This window comes from Bacillus sp. FSL W8-0102 (assembly GCF_038007225.1).
Lineage (GTDB): Bacteria > Bacillota > Bacilli > Bacillales > DSM-4216 > Bacillus_O > Bacillus_O smithii.
In genome coordinates, this window is the sequence record NZ_JBBOWT010000001.1 from 2,706,792 (window position 1) to 2,727,123 (window position 20,332).

The following is a 20,332-nucleotide window of genomic DNA, read 5'->3' on the forward strand; positions in this document are numbered from 1 at the left end:
TCCCTCCTCATTTTCCAGTCCTTTTTCTTTTACGGAAAGCACATTCTGCTGGCTATTATAAATTTTGTAATTCGTTAATTCTTTCTTCGACAGCTTTTCGTTTTTCGAGATAGTCTTTTTCTTTTTGATGCTCTTCCTCAACCACTTTTTGAGGCGCCTTTTTCACGAAGTTTTCATTGCTGAGTTTTTTCTGTACTCTTTCCACTTCTTTATTCCATTTTTCCCATTCTTTTTTCAATCGGGCAATCTCTTCTTCTAAGTTGATTAAGCCTTCAAGCGGCAAGAAAATTTCCGCTCCCGTTACAACCGCCGTCATCGCTTTTTCCGGAGCCTCTATGTCCGTTGCAATCGTCAACGTTTCTGGATTGCAGAAGCGTTCAAGATACACACGGTTTCTTTCCAGAACAGACAAAATATGTTCATCTTTTGCTTGTACCACCATTTTAATCGGCTTGCTGAGAGGCGTATTCACTTCCGCGCGGATATTGCGGACAGAACGAATGATTTCCACTAGAAGCTTCATTTCATCAGCGGCTTCTGGATCAGAAAGTTCAGGACGAACGACCGGCCAGCTCGCAACGGTAATCGATTCTCCTTTATGCGGAAGATTTTGCCATATTTCCTCGGTAATAAACGGCATGAACGGATGCAACAACCGCATCGTTTGATCCAATACGTACGCCAAAACGGAACGAGTCGTTTTCTTGGACGCTTCATCATCGCCATAAAGAGGCAATTTGGCCATTTCGATATACCAGTCGCAGAAGTCATCCCAAATAAAATTATATAATACCCGGCCGACTTCCCCGAATTCATAGCGTTCAGCAAGATTTGTCACAAGCTCGATGGTTTCATTCAAGCGGGTTAAAATCCATTTGTCCGCCACTGATTTCTCTCCGGTTAAATCAATTTCTTCATACGTGAGCCCGTTCATATTCATCATGGCAAACCGGGAAGCGTTCCAAATTTTATTGGCAAAATTCCAGACAGACTCAATTTTTTCAATGCTGAAACGCAAATCTTGTCCCGGAGAACTTCCCGTTGCAAGGAAATAGCGGAGTGAATCAGCTCCGTATTGATCGATGACATCCATCGGGTCTACCCCGTTTCCAAGTGATTTGCTCATTTTTCGACCTTCCGCATCACGGACAAGTCCATGAATAAGAACGTCCTTAAACGGCCGTTTTCCAGTGAATTCCAAACCTTGGAAAATCATTCTTGAGACCCAGAAGAAAATGATATCATATCCAGTGACAAGAGCATCAGTCGGATAATAGCGTTTGTAATCCGATGCTTCTGTATCCGGCCAACCCATAGTGGAAAATGGCCAAAGCGCCGAGCTGAACCATGTATCAAGAACGTCCGGATCCTGCTCCCAATTCTCAATATCTTTAGGCGATTCCATATCAACGTAAATTTCACCGGTTTCTTTATGATACCAAGCTGGAATTCGATGACCCCACCATAGCTGACGGGAAATGCACCAATCGCGGATGTTTTCCATCCAATGCAAATACGTTTTTTCAAATCGTTCGGGTACAAAGTGAACTTTGTCTTTTCCTTTTTGCCATTCAATAGCCGCTTTGGCCAACGGTTCCATTTTCACGAACCATTGTGTTGATAAAAATGGTTCAACAACCGCGCCGCTTCGTTCAGAATGCCCAACTGAATGCATGTGTTCTTCAATTTTGAAAAGAACACCTTGTTCCTTTAAGTCTTTAACAATCTGCTTACGGCATTCAAAACGGTCCATTCCTTGATATTGAAGGGCATTCTCATTCATGGTGCCGTCTTCGTTCATGACTAATATCCGTTCCAAATTATGGCGGTTGCCCACTTCAAAGTCATTCGGATCGTGCGCCGGCGTAATTTTTACGGCTCCGGAGCCAAATTCCATATCGACATATTCATCGCCGATAATCGGGATTTCCCGGCCAACGATCGGCAAAATCACCGTTTTGCCAATAAGATGCTTATACCGTTCATCATCCGGATGAACAGCTACCGCCGTATCACCCAGCATCGTTTCCGGACGGGTAGTCGCCACTTCAATATAGCCAGAACCGTCTTTGAGCGGATATTTCATATGGTAGAAAGCGCCTTTTACTTCTTTATAGACGACTTCAATATCAGACAAAGCTGTTTTCGTCACCGGGTCCCAGTTGATGATGTACTCTCCGCGATAAATGAGACCTTTGCGGTAAAGAGAAACGAACACTTTTCTAACCGCTTTTGAAAGTCCTTCATCGAGAGTAAAACGTTCACGGCTATAGTCCAGGCCAAGGCCGAGTTTAGCCCATTGTTTACGAATAAAATCGGCATACTCTTTTTTCCATTTCCAAACTTCCTCTAAAAACTTTTCCCGACCTAGATCGTAGCGGGACTTTCCTTCTTCCCGAAGTTTTTGCTCCACTTTTGCCTGCGTAGCAATTCCTGCATGGTCCATGCCCGGAAGCCAAAGGACATCGTAACCTTGCATGCGTTTCATACGCGTTAAAATGTCTTGCAAAGTGGTATCCCAAGCATGCCCCAAATGAAGCTTTCCGGTCACATTGGGCGGCGGGATCACAATCGTATAAGGTTGTTTTTCTGGATCATCTTTTGCTTCAAAAAATTTACCGTTTACCCACCACTCGTATCTTCCCGCTTCTACAGCGCGCGGGTCATACTTTGGCGGCATCTTCACTTCGTGATTCTCCACAGCGTTTCCTCCTTTTCAATTCAAAATAAAAAACTCCCATCGCCAAAAGGACGAAAGGAGTTGTCTTCGTGGTACCACCTTTTTTCCGGATCGAAATCCGGCACTCTTTCGGATAACGGGTTTTCCCGGCTTCGGCTACTAAATCGTTTCACAGAAGCAGCTCAAGGGCGACCTTCCGATGAATCCGCTCAGGAATCTTTCAGCCATGGATTCCCTCTCTAAAAGAGCGGTGATCACCATACTCCTCCCTTTCCAAGCTATTAATCGATACTATATTATCATTCAGCTTTTATCTTTTTTCGTTGTCGCAAATAACAGCGTTCCTTCTGTTTCAACCATTATATTAGCGAATTTGCTACCAGTTCGTCAATGATTATCGCCATTTTTCCTGTTTTTTAGACAATGCTGTTGTCTTTTTCGATATAAAAATTAAAACGGAAGTTGAGAAGTTTAAACTATTTTTCGAATATTTCGTTTCGATAAAAATTTGCAAAAAATATTATTATATAGTAATGACGAATGTTCAAACCTGTTATATAATAGATTTTGAAAGCGATCACGAAAAGGGGGAACACCAAAGTGAGGATCAACTTCAATAATTTAACCGTAAGGGTTATTATTGGAATTTTATTAGGAATCATTGTCGGTATCCTATTTCCAGAATTTGCATCAAAGCTAAAAATTTTAGCTGATTGGTTCATTAAATTAATTAAAATGTTGATAGCGCCTATTATCTTCTTGACCGTTGTCACAGGAATCGGCGGCATGGGAGATATGAAAAAAGTCGGACGGATCGGCGGAAAGGCCCTTATTTATTTTGAAGTCGTCAGCACTATCGCATTAGCGATCGGCATGATCGTCGTCAATATCGTCCAACCAGGCAAAGGCTTTGATTTATCCGGTGCTAAACACGAAGATATTTCCCAGTATGTATCACAAGCAAAAGAATCAGGGCACGGTTTTATTGATTTTATTTCCAGCATCATTCCGGACAGCGTTGTAGGAGCGTTGGCTAAAGGCGATTTACTTCCTATTTTATTTTTTGCTGTCTTATTTGGACTCGCAGCAGCGTCCTTGGGAGAAAAAGCATCACCTGTCATCAAATTGTTTGAACAATTAACAGATATTTTCTTTAAAATTGTCAATATGATTATGAAATTTTCTCCGATTGCGGCATTTGGAGCCATGGCCTACACCATCGGACAATTCGGAGTCGGATCCCTTGTCAACCTCGGAAAACTGATGGGTTCCATCTACTTAACTATGTTCCTATTTGTTTTCATTATTCTCGGATTGATAGCCAAATTGTTTAAATTTAATATTTTGAAATTTATCGCTTATATTAAAGAAGAACTGCTGCTCGTTTTAGGTACGTCTTCTTCTGAATCCGCTTTACCGACTTTAATGAAAAAATTGGAAAACTTCGGCTGTTCTAAATCCGTTGTGGGTCTTGTCGTTCCAACCGGCTACTCCTTTAATTTGGATGGAACAGCCATCTATCTATCGATGGCAGCGATGTTTATTGCCCAGGCTTACGGGGTTCATTTAACCATCGGACATCAAATTATGCTGCTTGCTCTTTTGATGTTGACCTCAAAAGGAGCAGCTGGGGTGACCGGCTCTGGTTTTATTACGCTCGCAGCGACGCTTTCAGCTTTTCCGATGATACCCGTTGAAGGAATCGCATTGTTAATCGGCGTCGATCGATTTATGTCAGAAGCGCGCGCCATTACAAATATCATTGGAAATGCAGTTGCAACGGTTGTCATATCCAAAACAGAAAAAGAATTTGATCGCTTCTCCACTCATCCTGTAGTAAGTACGGAAAAACATTGGGGGACGAATTCAGAACAGTCTATAACCAAATAAAACAAAAAGCTGGCATAAAAGTTCAATCTTTCTGCAACAGGGAGCATATCGGTTCTAACAAGAATCATAAGTGCTCGTAGAAAGAGTGTTGAACTTTAAGCCGGCTTTTTTTGTTTTCTCACCAATTATCCCGATTGACATAGGATATAGTACACTACTCAGGAAGGTGTCCAGTATGCGAAAAAAGTATAATCCTCTCCTCTTGCCGCCATGGCTCCAAGTCGTAAGAGCAGTTGCTCGGCAATTAATCATTCCCTTTACCATTTTCCAAGCGATTCGGACGATTTTTTTGCCGACCACTTTTGATGTTATTTTACTCTCAATATTTGTCCTTCTTGCCATTGCCTTATATTGGGAATGGATTTAGAGTCTTCATTTCTAAAAGAAGGCTGCTATGCTCATTCCAACGAAAAGCGGGGAGCCGTTGTTAAAGACTTCCATCCTCACATGAAACAAAACGAAAAAAGTTCCTTCCAAACAACCGCAGCAAAGCTCACCGTTTCATGCCACTTTACATTTTTTATGAAGAATTGCCTCCCTGTTTTTCTTTTTTTGCTTGTTCATTCTCCAATATCCGCATGACGATATATTCTACATTTCGAAGCTGCCAATAGTCATGTTGAAGAGTGCGGACAAACTGTTTTTCATCCTTATTCACATCGGTTTCCGAATACTTTTCCAGAGTCGATAAAATTTGTCCGGGATAAGATAAATAACTAAGAAATAACGACATTTCATCTTCTTTCAACGGAAAATAGGCAAAATAAGTCATAATCCATTCCAAACATTCGTCGTGCTTTGTTGGATACGTTTTTAGGGTCCGGGATAAGAACGGAAGAAGATCCCGAATCGGAAGGGCCGTTTGTGAACGTTCAAAGTTGGAGAAATAACCTAGTCCGTCTTCATTATAAAGAAAATGTTCCGGCGACAGTTTTCCGTGTATGATCACCGTACGCACCGTTTTATTTTCTTTTGACGCTTCATACCACTCTTCCAACTTTTCTTTTGAGAATTGAAGAGCTTGCAAAATTTGAATATAGTACAAACTGGATAACAGTTGAAAAGGCGACATATAAATTTCTTGTTCACAGCTTGTGATCCATTGTTCTAAAAATTCTTCCTGTTTCTCCCACTCTGCTTTCATTCTTTCAAAGTGCTGCTTTCTTTCCTCCTGATCCACCGGTATTTCCCGTGTGGACAAAGTGTGGAGTCTTGCGAGCTCACGGAACATTTGCTGATGGCGTTGGCTTCTCCCTTCCTTTTCATTGCCGGTTAGCCAGGGCATTAAATAATAAAGATGATGGCCATGAAGAACCCCGTAGCGTCCATCCAATGTCGGATAAACCGGAACGAGGCGATGATAGCCTTTTTGAAACAGAAGTTGAAGCGAGCGGATAAATTCCATCCCCTCGTTTGCTGGAATTCTTTTGACGGCGAACACTCCTTTATCGGTATGGACCTTCGCCACTTTCCCAAAAAGCTCATAGAAGGTCAGAGATAATCCATAGTTTTGAAGTATCGCTTGCATATCCTCCATACCTTCACCTGCTTTAAAAGAAGCGAGCAGGAATAAACCTGCTCGACGTCTAATGTTTTGCCGTTTTGGATTCCGGAATATACAGAACTTGACCACCGGAGACACTTTGTGTCGTTTCTAACTGATTTTCCTTTATAATTTGTTGAACGCTTACTTCATACCGCTCCGCAATTTGGTCAATCGTTTCACCATTTTGGACAATGCAAACTTTTAATTTTGCAGGCTTCTCTTCATCCTTCCTGGCAAAAAATTCTTTGAGCGATATGGATTCATAATGCTTTTTCTTTTTGAAAATCTTTTGTTTAGGCTTTTCCTCTTCTTGTTCTTTCGAATCCTCTTCTTCCGTCGATTCGTTTTCCTCCGCTTCACTTTGATGAGACGTTTCACCTTTGTATTCGGCTGCATTTTCAATGAATATGTTTTCTTCTTCCGAATCAAAAAATGCTGGTTCTTTCTCGGAATACCCTTCCTTTCGATCAGCTTGCTCTTTACGTGGCGCCTCTCCTGATTGATTTTTCAGTTCTTTCCATTCTTCCTCTTCCGAAAACCTTTCTCCTATAGAAGCTTCTTCTTCCTCCTCTGGAAAGTCTTCTGTTTTTTCCTTTCTTTTTGCTTCAGCATAAAACGTTCCTTCTTCTTCCTCTAGTTCTGCATCTTGTTCCGAAAAAAGCGGGTAAATTCTTTCCTGTTCGTTCTTTTCCTCTTCTAATATATCTTGATGCCGTTCCCGAGGAAACACCTCCACTTCTTCTATTTCTTCTTCCAATGAGAACGTCTCGTTATCTGTCTGTCTTGCGGCTGTACCGTCAATCGTTAAATCCACTGTCAGCTTTAAGCAAGATTTTTCCGGTATTTCATAATCGAACGTTTCAATGCTTACTTCAATATCTTCCAATGAATGCACCCTGCTTTTTGGAATCGATATATCAATGGGGAAGCCGTGGAAAAACTCCATCCCTCCTTCGTCGTCCACCCTCACTTCTTGAACATACTTCCCATTGGTTAACTGATCTTCCTCTTCGATTGCTTCTTCTACGGAAAGATATTCACCCGACAGCCTTAACTGCCCTCGAATGACAACGAAATGTTCTTGTTCTTCAACTACAATCTCTGGATCCAAAGAAATGGATATCAATTCCTCTACTTCCTGTCCCTTTCGAAACCAAAGCGTTTCTTCCAAAGAAAAGCGCAAACTTGATTGATCATTCTGTGCCAAATGGATTCCTCCTTTCCAAGTTCAAACTGTTTTATAAAAGAACTTACTATCAGCAAAAATCCGGTATCCTTTGATTCTGCTCAAGTACGTCATCGAAGTTTTCCATCCAGTAGCCGATTTTTCATCAGCCCTAAAACAAAGACCCGCTGCTCTCAAGATTCGCTTTATTTTCAATCTATGCTCAAGTTTTCTGGAATATGTTTATTTGCGTAATAATTGATTCTTTATCAAAGAAGGAAATAAACTGCCCCAAACCTCCTTTGAAAAGCTCGTAACTTTTTTAGAAATTCATTCTCCATTTTTAAGATTCTATTTTCTTCTTCTACGGACATAGGTTTGGTTCTGGGTCTGCCTTTCAGAGGTGATCGTGATATTCCACGACGTTCTTTAAGACCCTCTACACCAAATTCCCTATAATTTTTTACCCAACGACGTATATAGGAGTGATCGAATAAACCAAGTTCCTTAGCAATAGCTGTGTATGCCATTTCACCTTCCAAATACTTATTTACAGCGAATAGTTTGAACTCAACTGAATAGTTTATGAATTTTTGTCCCTTTTTAGCCAAAATAAATCCCTCCTATGCAAACAGTATAGGTTTTTTTCCAACTGTCTACACAAGAGGGTTAATATCAGAATGATATCATCTCGTCGGGTTTTCTTGTTTTTAAAAGGGGGCTTTTAGGCCACCCCATAATAATTTTTATTTGAAACAATCTTAACTTGCATCCTTTAACGAGCATTTGAACCATATTGCGGTTCATTTAGCAAAGCTTGATTGTCGCTCTCTCTGCTCAAGCGCTTTATCCTCTAATCTTTTTGAACGCTTTTTCAGCAGCAGCAATCGTTTTTTCAATGTCTTCGTCCGTATGGGCAGCCGATAGGAAAATTCCTTCAAATTGAGAAGGAGGCAGAAAGATCCCTTCATTGGCCATTTCCCGATAATAGCTGGCGAACAGCTCTAAATCAGATGTTCTCGCTGTTTCATAGTTGATCACCTTTTCGTTCGTAAAGAACAAACCAATCATCGAACCGGCACGATTGATAGTATGCGGAATTTCGTATTTTTCAGCCGCTGCGTGAATGCCTTCTTCCAGCCGGTCTGCTTTACGGACAAATTCTTTGTAAAGATCAGGAGTAAGCTGACGAAGGGTTTCATATCCTGCTGTCATCGCAAGAGGATTTCCGGAAAGTGTTCCGGCTTGGTAAATTGGGCCGCTCGGTGCTACTTTCTCCATGATGTCCGCTCGTCCACCGAAAGCGCCAACAGGCAGTCCGCCTCCAATGACTTTTCCTAAGCAAGTGAGATCCGGCGTTATTCCGAAATATCCTTGAGCACAATGGTAATCAACACGGAAACCTGTCATCACTTCATCAAAAATCAAAAGCGATCCGTATTCCTTCGTCACTTTCCGCAGCCCTTCCAAAAATCCTGGAACCGGCGGAACAACGCCCATGTTCCCTGCCACCGGCTCCACGATCACGCAAGCGATGTCCTCACCGTATTTTTCAAAAGCTTGCTTAACAGCTTCCAGATCGTTATAAGGGACAGCAATCGTATTTTCAGCTATTCCTTTAGGCACTCCCGGACTGTCAGGAAGCCCGAGAGTAGCCACTCCTGAACCCGCTTTGATCAGCAAAGAATCGCCGTGTCCATGGTACGATCCTTCAAATTTTACAATTTTATTTCGTCCCGTATATCCCCTTGCCAGCCGCAGCGCGCTCATCGTGGCTTCCGTACCGGAAGACACCATCCGAACGATCTCTATAGATGGAACTCGTTCTTGAACGAGTTTTGCCAATTTATTTTCCATAATCGTAGGCGCACCAAAGCTCGTTCCATTTTCGGCCGTTTTCTTAATGGCTTCAATCACTTGATCGTTTGCATGTCCTAAAATAAGCGGACCCCAAGAAAGAACATAATCAATATATTCATTTCCATCAATGTCATAGATTTTGGAGCCTTTTCCCCGCTCCATGAAGATCGGATCCATATTGACCGATCTAAAAGCACGGACCGGACTGTTGACTCCACCGGGCATGAGTTTAACGGCATCTTTATAAGCTTGTTTGGACTTTTCGTAAGAACGCATGTTTATCCCCCATTTTCTTAATTACAAAACAGAATCTTCTTGAAGGTAACGGCAGACATCTTTTGCAAAATAAGTAATGATGAGATCGGCACCTGCACGTTTCATGCTCGTTAATTTTTCCATTACAATGGCTTTTTCATCGATCCATCCGTTTTGAGCGGCCGCTTTGACCATCGAATACTCACCGCTGACATTATAAGCGACAATCGGCACATTAAAGCTGTTACGGACGTCTCTAACAATATCCAAATAAGACATCGCAGGCTTCACAATTAAAAAGTCTGCGCCTTCTTCAATATCTGACTCCGCTTCCCGAAGCGCTTCACGACGATTGGCCGGATCCATTTGATAAGTTTTGCGGTCGCCAAACTGCGGAGTAGAATCGGCAGCATCGCGAAAAGGTCCGTAGAAACTGGAGGAATATTTCACCGCATAAGACATAATCGGCACATATTCAAATCCTGATTCATCCAGACCTTTGCGGATAGCCGCCACAAATCCATCCATCATATTGGAAGGAGCGATAATGTCCGCCCCTGCTTTTGCTTGGCTTATTGCTGTTTTGGCCAATAAATCAAGAGACGGATCATTTAATATTTGACTGCCTTCTACAACGCCGCAATGGCCGTGGCTTGTGTATTCGCATAAACAAGTGTCCGCCACTACGACGATGTCCGGGTAATGGCTTTTAATATAGCGAATCGCTTCCTGAACGATGCCATGGTCATGGTAGGCCCCTGATCCCACTTCGTCTTTTTCTTTCGGTACACCAAAAACGATCACCGATTTAATCCCTAATTCCACAATTTCATCCATTTCTTCTTTTAGACGATCGATGGAATATTGGTAAACACCAGGCATCGATTTCACTTCGTTTTTTATATTGACTCCTTCAACCGCAAAGATTGGATAAATTAAGTCTTCTTTTCGAACGAAATTTTCACGCACTAAAGCACGCATATTCGACGATTGACGAAGACGGCGATGACGTTTAAATTGCAGTTCCATATTATGTCTCCTCCTTTTTGAAAAAAGCGCAAATTTCTGCCAGCAAGGCATCCATCGTATACTCTCCTGGACAAATATGCACAGGAAGATGGTATTGCTTAAGCTCTTTACTGGTGACCGGACCAATGCTGGCAAACAAAATCCGTGTTAAGTGTCGTTTTAATTGATGCTCTTCTACTACTCTCATAAAATGGCGAACGGTCGATGGACTTGTAAAACATGCGACATCCAAAATATCGTGATTCAACAATGAAACGAGCTTCTCTTCCGATTCTTTTGGGAAAATCGTTTCATAGACTATCCATTCTTCCGCAGACGCACCAGTTGACCGCAACGCTCTTGCGATGGATTCTTTGGATAAATTTCCTTTTGGTATGAGAGCGCGTTCCGCACGAAAACGTCCGTTTTGAATGCAGCGGACAAACTCATCTGCCGTATACCGGTCGGGAACAAAATCCGCATGAAAGCCATGTTTATTTAAAGCTTGTTCTGTTTTTGCCCCTACCACGGCAAATTTGGCTAATAGGCTTTTTTGCGGTTTAACGGCTCTTTCCGACAGAATTTGAAAAAAGAAATCCACACCGTTTTTGCTTGTGAAAATCACCCAGTCAAACATCTCGAGCCTTCGCAAAAATTCTTCTTCCCTTTGATCGTGAACAGGTTGAAACGCGATTAACGGTACAACATGGGGAATACCGCCAAGCTGTTCAATTTCGGCAGCAAAACCAGTTGCTTGCTTTTGGCCGCGGGTAATCAAAATTTGCTTTCCGGCTAATGGAAGACTCCCTCCCATAAAGCTCACTCCCCAGCAAGCTGATCAATCAGCTGTTTGGCTCCCATTCGAATCATGCGACGAGCTACTTCTTCCCCCACTTGTTCGGGATTTTTACCTGCCGCCATTTCTTTGTAAACGGTTTTCCCATCTGGTGAGGCAACAAGTGCAGTCAATGCTACTTCTTCTCCTTTTACATGAGCGTAGCCGGCAATCGGCACTTGGCATCCGCCGTCCATTTTTTGAAGAAAAGCTCGTTCAGCAGCGACTGATTGGGCGGTATCTATGCTGTTTAATCCTTGGAGAAGGGACAAAAGCTCTTCATCGTCTTTCCGGCATTCAACGGCTAGCGCCCCTTGTCCAACAGCCGGAAGGCAAATATCCGGATCTAAAAATTGTGTCACGACATCTTTTGTCCAGCCCATGCGCGACAAGCCGGCAGCGGCCAAAACAATCGCATCATAGTCGTCGGTTTCCAGTTTTTTCAGACGTGTGTCAATATTTCCGCGGATCCATTGAATTTTCACATCCGGTCTGTGCGCCAAGATTTGAGCTCCGCGCCGCAAACTGCTTGTCCCAATTTTCGCCCCAGCCGGCAATTGGTCCATCGTGAGCCCGTCTTTAGAAATCAAGACATCACGGTGATCTTCCCGTTCAGGAATACAGCCGATCGTAAGCCCTTCTGGCAAATATGCAGGCATATCTTTCATGCTATGTACTGCCATGTCAATTTCTTTGTTCAGCATGGCCTGCTCGATCTCTTTGACAAACAATCCTTTCCCGCCCACTTTGGATAAGGTAACGTCAAGAATCTTATCGCCTTTTGTCACGATCTCTTTTATTTCGAATTCATAGGAAGGATTTAGCCTTTTTAATTGTTGAATGACCCATTTGGTTTGTGTCAGCGCCAATTTGCTTCTACGCGACCCTACGATAATTTTTCTCATAACGGCCTCCTTCAATCACATATACCAAAAATGAAATGCCGATAAGCGGCTGACTAAAAAGAAGTTGATAAGTACAATGAGAAACGCAGCTGTATTGAATAAAGCGAGCGCTTTTCCTTGCTTGTTTTTCCGAACTTTAAAGTAAAGGAACATGCTGTAAACAATCAATAAAATAAAAGAACTGATAATTTTTGGATCATACCATTCCACATTAGGGAGTTTTGTGAATTTCCATTGCAGCCCTAAAATCAACGACAATAGAAGCATTGGCACGCCAATTGCATTTAATACATAGGACAGCTGCTCAAGCTTCGTCAAATCGCCAATCCGCCACAACCACTGACTCCACTTTTTTTCTTTCAAAAGCCGATACTCCAGCAAATATAACAACGAAAAAATAAAGGACAGTGAAAAAGCCCCGTAAGAAAGCAGCGCCATTATAATATGAATCAGCAAAAGCTCAGAGACTAATCTTTCTGCCATTGCGTCCGATTGCATTTGCATAGGCGCAAATGTATGAATCGCCATAATGGCAAACCCAAGTATATTGGTGAAAAACACCAAAAAATCCATTCGTAAAAACCGATTGATCAATAATGAAAATGTGATCAACACCCATGCATAAAAATAAAGCCCTTCAAAAATGGTCAGGACCGGAAACCTTCCTGTCTTGAACATATAAAGAAACAAAAAAATTGTTTGAAGCACCCAAACAATCGCTAAAGTCCAGAAGGCGAACGAATTCGCCTTCCGATTTCGATGAAGAAAATCGATGAAGTAGAGCAAAATACTGACCGCATACAATAGAATCATGAGTTCATGCAATCTTGTCATACCGTGTACAAAAGCCATAAATGAACCCCTTACACTTGATAAGAAGAAGCCACGATGGCCCCCGTTTTTACGTCTTCTGCTTTCTGCTGATTTTCTGCTATCACTTGTTCCTCAATATTAAAGATTTTTGTGAAAAACTCCAATTTCTCTTTAGCGCCCTTTTGTCCTGCCAATTCTTTCGCTTGCAGGATTGGATCTTTTAACAACTGGTTAATAATGCTTTTTGTATGTTTATTAATAATCTTCCGTTCACGGTCGGTCAAATCGGGTAGCTTTCTATCCAAGCTTTTCATCGTTTCTGCTTGTATGGCAAGCGCCTTTTTCCGAAGCGCCGCAATAACAGGCACCACACCAAGCATATTCAGCCACTCATGAAATTCCGAAATTTCTTCTTCTATCATGATCATGATTTTTTCAGCTGCTTTTTTCCGCTCTGCCATATTCGCTTCTACAATGCCTTCCAAATCATCAATATCATACAAAAAGACATTTTCAAGCTCATGAATTTCCGGATCGATATCCCGCGGAACCGCTATATCGACCATGAAGAGAGGCCGTCCTTTTCTCAAATTAACGACTCCGGACATCATATCCTTCGAAATAACAAAGTCATTTGATCCGGTTGAACTGATGAGGATATCCGCTTCTAAAAGAGCACATTGCAATTCCCGCAGTTCTTTCGCCGTCCCCGAAAATCGCTCCGCTAACGAGGCAGCTTTTTCGAACGTACGGTTGATGACCGTTACTTTCGTCGCTCCGCTTCCTTGCAGATTTTTAAGGGCCAATTCCCCCATCTTTCCCGCACCGAGAATTAATACATGTTTGCCGTTTAAGTTTCCAAATATTTTTTTCGCCAGTTCCACGGCGGCATAACTGACGGAAACGGCATTCGCTCCAATTTCTGTTTTAGAATGAGCTTTTTTAGCCAATGTAACCGCTTGTTTAAATAATTGATTAAAAATCGTTCCAGTCGCTTCAGAACGCTGTGCTTGCAGAAAACTATCGCGTACCTGTCCGAGAATCTGCGTTTCCCCGACAATCATAGAATCTAAACCGCACGTTACTTTAAAAAGATGTTCAACCGCGTCCGCTTCTTCATAAACAAAGAGAAACGGCGCGAATTCATCCATTTCGATATGAAACCATTCGGAAAGGAATTCCTTTATATAATAGCGTCCAGTATGAATTTGATCTACGACCGCATAAATCTCCGTCCGGTTGCAAGTAGAAAGAATGACGCTTTCCAGAATGCTTTTTTTGTTTTTCAGCGTGCGAAGCGCTTCATCCAGATCATTTGCGTCAAAAGTAAGCCGTTCTCTTATTTCGACTGGGGCCGTTTTATAGTGAAGTCCTGCTACTATGATATGCATGGCCGACAGTGACACCCCCAAAAATCAATACTATTTTTATTATACCATGTTCAAAAATTACTGAATCAAAAAATTATGAACATATGGTAACATAGATATTAGTTTTACCCTTAAAATGGCTAAATGGAAAGACATCCATTTTTATAATAATTATCATATTATATTTATTTTTAATTCCAAGTTTACAATACCAAACTATCCCGAAAGAATCAAATCATTGACCTTTTCGAAAGGAATGGATTTACGAATGAAACAACAGCGTTTTTTCCCAGGGATCATTTTAATGGGATTTGGAGCTTATTTTTATCTGCAAAAATCCAATATCCTATTATTCGATGGCTTTTTTACTTGGCCGACCATTCTCTTAATTGTTGGATTGGCTTTTCTTTTTCAAGCTTATGGCGGACAAGACTATCAGTTTATTCTGCCTGGCGTTATTTTGACAGGTTTTGGCATCCATTTTCATCTTGTTCGTCAGTTTCCAAATTGGCCTGATCAGATCGGAATTTTTGTTTTGATCATCGCCATCGGTTTCTTTCTTCAATCTCAAAAAACAAAAGAGGGCTTCCTATACAGTATGTTATTTTTCATTCTTGCCCTATTGTCGCTCTTTTATCAAAATGTCATTGCTTGGCTTGGATTACTGAGGAGCGGGCAAGAAGATTTATGGCATTTTTGGCCAATACTGCTCATTCTAGTAGGAGCTTACTTATTATTTGTAAAACGAAAATAAGGAGGCAATGCATGCCTCCTTATTGACATTTTGAAACCTTTAAACAGAAACACAGCAATGCTAAAATCGCAAGACGCTGCTTATAACGACTCCGAATTAACGCAAATAGGCTTCAAGAAGATTCCAAGTCTTATCTTTTCCTTCTCCGGTCTCCGAAGAAAAAATGATGATTTCATCAGCCGGATCGAATTTCAATGTCTGTTTGACTTGCTTCACATGTTTTTGCCATTTTCCTCTTGGAATTTTGTCCGCCTTTGTGGCAATGACCATGCATGGGATATCATAGTATTTTAAAAAATCGTACATCATGACATCATCATTTGTCGGTGGGTGGCGCAAATCCACTAAAAGCAACACCAATTTCAATTGTTTTCTCGTCGTCAAATAAGTTTCAATCATTTGCCCCCATGCTTCTCTCTCTTTTTTGGAAACCCTTGCATATCCGTAGCCCGGAACATCCACAAAATAAAGCTTGTTTTCGATTCGATAAAAATTAAGCGTTTGTGTTTTTCCCGGATTGGATGACGTTCTGGCTAAACTTTTGCGATTGACCATTTTGTTAATAAAAGAGGATTTCCCCACATTTGAACGACCCGCAAGCGCAAATTCCGGAAGATCCTCTTTCGGATATTGTTCGGGCTTGACAGCACTGATCACTAATTCGGCTTCATGAACGTTCATTGGTTATCACCCGCCAACGCCGTTTTTAGCACTTCATCCATTTGAGAAACAAGCACAAAATGCAAATCTTTCCGAATGCTTGTCGGAATATCATCTAAATCTTTTTCGTTTTCTTGAGGAACGATAATCGTTTTTAATCCCGCTCTATGAGCTCCCAACGATTTTTCTTTCAGTCCGCCAATCGGGAGTACTCTGCCACGAAGCGTTATTTCTCCCGTCATTCCCACTTCTTTATGAACGGGGCGATTCGTCAATGCAGAAACAAGAGCAGTTGCCATCGTAATTCCTGCCGAAGGTCCGTCTTTTGGAACGGCGCCTTCCGGTACGTGTATGTGAATATCATATTTTTCATGGAAATCTTCTTCAATGCCCAGTTCTTTCGCATTGGAGCGGACATAGCTAAAAGCAGCTTGGGCCGACTCTTTCATCACATCTCCTAGTTTTCCTGTTAAAACTAGCTTTCCTTTTCCCGGCGCCAAAGAAACCTCGATTTGCAGTGTATCGCCACCAACAGGGGTGTAAGCAAGTCCGTTGGCTACGCCAATCTGATCCACTTTTTCCGCTGATCCATAACGGAATATCTTTTTCCCTAAAAATTCTTCCAGATTATTTTCTGTCACGATCACACGCCTTTTCTCTCCGGCTACAATCATTTTGGCCGTTTTCCGGCATATGGCCGCCAACTGCCGTTCAAGTCCGCGAACACCCGCTTCTCTTGTATAATAGCGAACAATGTCTTGAATGGCATCGTTTCGAATTTGCAGCTGTCCCTTCTTCAATCCGTTTTCTTTCAATTGTTTAGGAAGAAGATGGTCTTTTGCAATATGAATCTTTTCCAATTCCGTATAACCAGGAATGCTGATAATTTCCATACGGTCTCTCAATGGTCCTGGAATCGTTGATAAATCATTCGCTGTCGCAATAAACATCACGTTCGACAAATCATATGGTTCTTCAATAAAATGATCGCTGAAAGCATGATTTTGTTCCGGATCGAGTACTTCGAGCATGGCCGCGGATGGATCGCCGCGAAAATCGCTCGACATCTTGTCAATTTCATCCAGCAGAAATACCGGATTGATTGTCCCCGCTTTTTGCATCCCTCTTATAATTCGTCCTGGCATGGCCCCCACATAAGTTCGGCGATGCCCGCGAATTTCAGATTCATCCCGTACACCGCCTAAGGAGACGCGGACAAATTTACGATTAAGCGACTCTGCGATGGAACGAGCGAGACTTGTTTTTCCTACACCCGGCGGTCCTACAAGGCATAATATCGGCCCCTTAACGGATCGTGTCAGTTTTCGGACAGCTAAGTATTCTAAAACCCGTTCTTTTACTTTTTCTAAGCCGTAATGTTCCCTGTTTAATATACGTTCGGCCTTTTTTATGTTTAAGTCATCTTTGGTTGCTTTGGACCAAGGAATCGTAATAAGCCATTCTAGATAATTTCTGATCACTGCGCTTTCCGCCGAACTGGTCGGAATGCTTTCATAGCGGCCGAGTTCTTTCATGGCTGTTTCTTTTACATGTTCAGGCATTCCGGCTTCTTCAATTCGTTTCGTAAGCTCTTCGACTTCTCCGGTTTTCCCTTCTTTGTCGCCCAACTCTTTTTGAATAGCTTTCATTTGTTCCCGCAAATAATATTCTTTTTGCGTGCGTTCCATAGATTGCTTTACGCGCTGTCCAATTTTTTTCTCAAGATTTAATATTTCTTTTTCGTTATGGAGAATGTCGATTAATTTTTGCAGCCGTTCCTTGATCGCCACTGTTTCCAATATTTCTTGTTTTTGATGGATTTTAATCGGCAAATGGGAAGCGATTATATCAGCAAGCCTTCCCGGTTCTCCAATGTCTGAAACGGTCGTGAACGTTTCAGCCGTAATTTTTTTTGACATCTTTATGTACTGTTCAAAAGAATCCAGCAACGTTCGCATCAAAGCTTGTGTTTCGATATCTTTCATTTTTTCTTCTTCAAAGGTTTCAACGACGACGTGAAAATACTTTTCTTCATGATAAAACTCTTTAATTCTGCCCCGTCGAAGACCTTCCACAAGCACGCGGATCGTTCCGTTCGGAAGCTTTAACATTTGCTTGACTTTTGTCAACGTTCCTATCCTATATAAGTCCTCTTCAGAGGGATTATCTATATTCATATCTTTTTGGGTCGTTAAAAAAATCAAATGATTATCCATCAAGGCACGCTCCAGCGCTTCAATCGAACGCTCGCGGCCAACATCCAAATGCAAAACCATTGTAGGATAAACCAATAATCCTCTTAACGGAAGGAGGGGGATGGAATAGACCGTTTGTTCACTCATATTGGCACCTCCGTAATCTCTATGTTACTTTCGTATGATCTTTGTACAATTCTAACTTATTTATAAACACCTGTCCATTTGGAATTCTTTCTGATCAAATGCAGCTGAATCAGAAAAATCCAATAGAACCCTTTGGAGGTCTTGAAACTGAATGATCGCTTGCCGAAAACGGATGTTTCTTTCTTCATGCAAGCAGACTTCCCCGCTCCATTTATAGAAATTTTCTTTCCGCCATGCAAAAAGAACAAGATTTCCGAAAAGAGTGCCATTCCGCCTCCTCGTTCGGGATAGCCCATACAATGACACAGATCCTGCCATTATATCTTCACATAAGTACGGATATTCGATTGTATTCCAAAAGCTAAGCCGTTTTCAGAAGGCCATACGAACGACCTAAACAAATTCAGAGCATTTCCTGATTATTTTGCCAATGCCTAATAGTTCCTTCTGCATCCGCTTTCTTTTCAATCGCCTGTTCAATGACTTCGCTAATATGTTCCACAGGAATAATCGTAATACCATCGAATTCTTTGATGATTTCCTGCATGTTCGCTTTCGGAATAAGCACTTTCTCGACACCCGCCAGTTTGGCAGCCCTTATTTTCGGCATAACGCCTCCAATTGGCTTTACTGTCCCGTGAACGCTGATCTCTCCAGTCATAGCAATCTTATGAGAAACGGGCATCTTGTAAATGGCAGAATAAATAGCGGTGGCTATGGCAATTCCTGCGGACGGTCCATCCACCGGAATTCCGCCCGGAAAATTCACATGAATGTCATATTGATGGCAAGGCACACCTATTGATCGTAAAACCGTGAGTACAGTTTCAATTGAGCCTCTTGCCATGCTTTTTCGTCGTATGGATTTTCCTTGACCGCCGATACTCTCTTCTTCGACAATGCCAGTAATCGTCAGTGTCCCTTTTTTGGCTGCCGGGATGACAGCCACTTCAATTTCCAACAAAGCCCCGCTGTTCGATCCCGTGACGGCCAAACCATTCACAATGCCGACTGCAGAATGATCTTTAATTTTTTGCTCATAACGGGGCGTCATTTGGCTAGACTGAACGATCCATTGGATATCCTTGTCCTTAATGGTCCTCCTGCCTTCCGTTATCGCCAAGCCGGCCGCAATTTGAACAATGTTAACGGCTTCGCGGCCGTTTCGTGCATAAGAGCTCAAAATTTTCAATCCACTGTCGCTCATGCTCATTTTGACTTTTGCTGCAGCTTTTTTGGCCACTTGGATGATCTCATCTTGTTCTAATCCTCGAAAAAACACTTCCATACAACGAGAACGAATCGCCGGCGGTATTTCCTCAGGCGATCTGGTCGTCGCTCCAATTAATCGAAAGTCAGCAGGCAAGCCATTTTTAAAAATATCATGGATATGGGCAGGAATTTGTGTATTTTCTTCATTATAATAGGCGCTTTCCAAAAAAACTTTCCTGTCCTCCAACACTTTTAACAATTTATTCATTTGAATAGGATGCAACTCACCGATTTCATCTATAAAAAGGACGCCGCCGTGAGCGTTGGTTACAGCTCCTTGTTTCGGTTGGGGAATGCCTGCTTGTCCCATGGCTCCGGCTCCTTGATAAATGGGATCATGGACAGACCCTATAAGTGGATCAGCTATTCCCCGTTCATCAAACCGGGCAGTAGTCGCATCCATCTCCACAAATACGGCCGATGGAGAAAATGGCGTTTTCGGGTTTTTTTTCGCTTCTTCCAACACCAAACGGGCTGCCGCTGTTTTTCCGACCCCGGGAGGACCATAAATAATGACATGTTGAGGATTGGGGCCGCATATGGCTGCCTTTAAAGCTTTTATACCATCTTCTTGTCCGATGATATCAGAAAAAGAAGTAGGCCTGACTCTTTCCGACAAAGGCTCCGTTAAGGAAATCGACCGCATTTTCCGAAGCTGTTCCATTTCCTTTCTTGATTCACGGTCAATGGATATTTTTTGGGTGCGTTGATTTTTCAACAAATTCCAAAAATACAGCCCTATGACAACACCAAAAAACATTTGAATCATTAAAGCAATACCTGTCCAATTCATATTACATCCCCCTCCTGATTAACCATCGATATACGGCTAGTATCTCCTGGACACGAGGGGAATAAACATAAATAAAAAGCGCCTAGCGCCGACCATTTTCACCGTTTTCACGGTTCAATCGTCGAACAGTTAACAGGTTTGATCAAGTGAAGCGGGGAAGTTTATCTTTTTCACATAAATAGGG

General features: G+C 42.1%; 16 protein-coding genes and 1 other annotated feature. Of the genes, 3 read left to right on the forward strand and 13 right to left on the reverse strand.

What is annotated here, in order from left to right; translation table 11 throughout:
* Nucleotides 1-55 precede the first annotated feature (55 nt).
* Nucleotides 56-2,680, reverse strand: coding sequence for a valine--tRNA ligase (locus N1I87_RS12900; protein WP_445285717.1), 2,625 nt, complete (start codon nt 2,678-2,680; stop codon nt 56-58).
* 64 nt (nt 2,681-2,744) lie between these two features.
* Nucleotides 2,745-2,965: a binding site (T-box leader), on the reverse strand.
* Nucleotides 2,966-3,280: 315 nt separating this feature from the next.
* On the opposite strand from N1I87_RS12900, the gene N1I87_RS12905 reads away from it, so the two are divergent.
* Together N1I87_RS12905 and N1I87_RS12910 are read left to right on the forward strand one after the other, a co-directional pair.
* Complete coding sequence (locus N1I87_RS12905; protein WP_341102138.1) at nt 3,281-4,570, forward strand: dicarboxylate/amino acid:cation symporter; 1,290 nt, start codon at nt 3,281-3,283, stop codon at nt 4,568-4,570.
* A 175-nt stretch (nt 4,571-4,745) separates the two neighbouring features.
* Nucleotides 4,746-4,937 (forward strand): hypothetical protein, encoded by a 192-nt coding sequence (locus tag N1I87_RS12910; protein ID WP_040341825.1) that lies wholly within the window; start codon nt 4,746-4,748, stop codon nt 4,935-4,937.
* A gap of 153 nt (nt 4,938-5,090) precedes the next feature.
* Here the strand turns inward: N1I87_RS12910 and ysxE are convergent, their stop codons facing one another.
* From ysxE to hemA, 9 genes are all read right to left on the reverse strand, one after another.
* On the reverse strand, nt 5,091-6,107 hold the full coding sequence (gene ysxE / locus N1I87_RS12915) for a spore coat protein YsxE (RefSeq protein WP_003355537.1): 1,017 nt from the start codon (nt 6,105-6,107) through the stop codon (nt 5,091-5,093).
* Between the two features lie 49 nt (nt 6,108-6,156).
* Nucleotides 6,157-7,323, reverse strand: a complete 1,167-nt coding sequence (locus N1I87_RS12920; protein ID WP_341102141.1) for a LysM peptidoglycan-binding domain-containing protein — start codon at nt 7,321-7,323, stop codon at nt 6,157-6,159.
* Between the two features lie 227 nt (nt 7,324-7,550).
* Complete coding sequence (locus N1I87_RS12925; RefSeq protein ID WP_003355539.1) at nt 7,551-7,892, reverse strand: helix-turn-helix domain-containing protein; 342 nt, start codon at nt 7,890-7,892, stop codon at nt 7,551-7,553.
* Nucleotides 7,893-8,127: 235 nt separating this feature from the next.
* Nucleotides 8,128-9,417 carry a glutamate-1-semialdehyde 2,1-aminomutase gene (gene hemL / locus N1I87_RS12930; protein WP_003355540.1) on the reverse strand — a complete coding sequence of 430 codons (1,290 nt, stop codon included), beginning with the start codon at nt 9,415-9,417 and terminating at the stop codon, nt 8,128-8,130.
* 21 nt (nt 9,418-9,438) lie between these two features.
* Entirely contained in the window at nt 9,439-10,425 is a 987-nt protein-coding gene (hemB, locus tag N1I87_RS12935) for a porphobilinogen synthase (protein ID WP_003355541.1), read from the reverse strand.
* A gap of 1 nt (nt 10,426) precedes the next feature.
* Nucleotides 10,427-11,218: a uroporphyrinogen-III synthase gene (locus N1I87_RS12940; protein ID WP_341102145.1), complete on the reverse strand. Its 792-nt coding sequence runs from the start codon at nt 11,216-11,218 to the stop codon at nt 10,427-10,429.
* 5 nt (nt 11,219-11,223) lie between these two features.
* Complete coding sequence (hemC, locus tag N1I87_RS12945; RefSeq protein WP_341102147.1) at nt 11,224-12,144, reverse strand: hydroxymethylbilane synthase; 921 nt, start codon at nt 12,142-12,144, stop codon at nt 11,224-11,226.
* Nucleotides 12,145-12,159: 15 nt separating this feature from the next.
* On the reverse strand, nt 12,160-12,996 hold the full coding sequence (ccsA, locus tag N1I87_RS12950) for a cytochrome c biogenesis protein CcsA (protein ID WP_341102151.1): 837 nt from the start codon (nt 12,994-12,996) through the stop codon (nt 12,160-12,162).
* 11 nt (nt 12,997-13,007) lie between these two features.
* The gene (gene hemA / locus N1I87_RS12955) at nt 13,008-14,348 is read right to left on the reverse strand and encodes a glutamyl-tRNA reductase (protein WP_048623781.1); all 1,341 of its coding nucleotides are present in this window, start codon (nt 14,346-14,348) and stop codon (nt 13,008-13,010) included.
* Between the two features lie 247 nt (nt 14,349-14,595).
* Between hemA and N1I87_RS12960 the strand changes: the two genes are divergently transcribed.
* Nucleotides 14,596-15,081 carry a LiaI-LiaF-like domain-containing protein gene (locus tag N1I87_RS12960; RefSeq protein WP_003355546.1) on the forward strand — a complete coding sequence of 162 codons (486 nt, stop codon included), beginning with the start codon at nt 14,596-14,598 and terminating at the stop codon, nt 15,079-15,081.
* A 96-nt stretch (nt 15,082-15,177) separates the two neighbouring features.
* Here the strand turns inward: N1I87_RS12960 and yihA are convergent, their stop codons facing one another.
* From yihA to lonB, 3 genes are all read right to left on the reverse strand, one after another.
* Complete coding sequence (gene yihA, locus N1I87_RS12965; protein WP_003355547.1) at nt 15,178-15,762, reverse strand: ribosome biogenesis GTP-binding protein YihA/YsxC; 585 nt, start codon at nt 15,760-15,762, stop codon at nt 15,178-15,180.
* Nucleotides 15,759-18,083, reverse strand: a complete 2,325-nt coding sequence (gene lon, locus N1I87_RS12970; protein WP_270583087.1) for an endopeptidase La — start codon at nt 18,081-18,083, stop codon at nt 15,759-15,761. The genes yihA and lon overlap by 4 nt, the downstream gene beginning before the upstream one ends.
* 403 nt (nt 18,084-18,486) lie before the next feature.
* The gene (gene lonB / locus N1I87_RS12975) at nt 18,487-20,148 is read right to left on the reverse strand and encodes an ATP-dependent protease LonB (RefSeq protein WP_341102155.1); all 1,662 of its coding nucleotides are present in this window, start codon (nt 20,146-20,148) and stop codon (nt 18,487-18,489) included.
* Nucleotides 20,149-20,332: the final 184 nt, after the last annotated feature.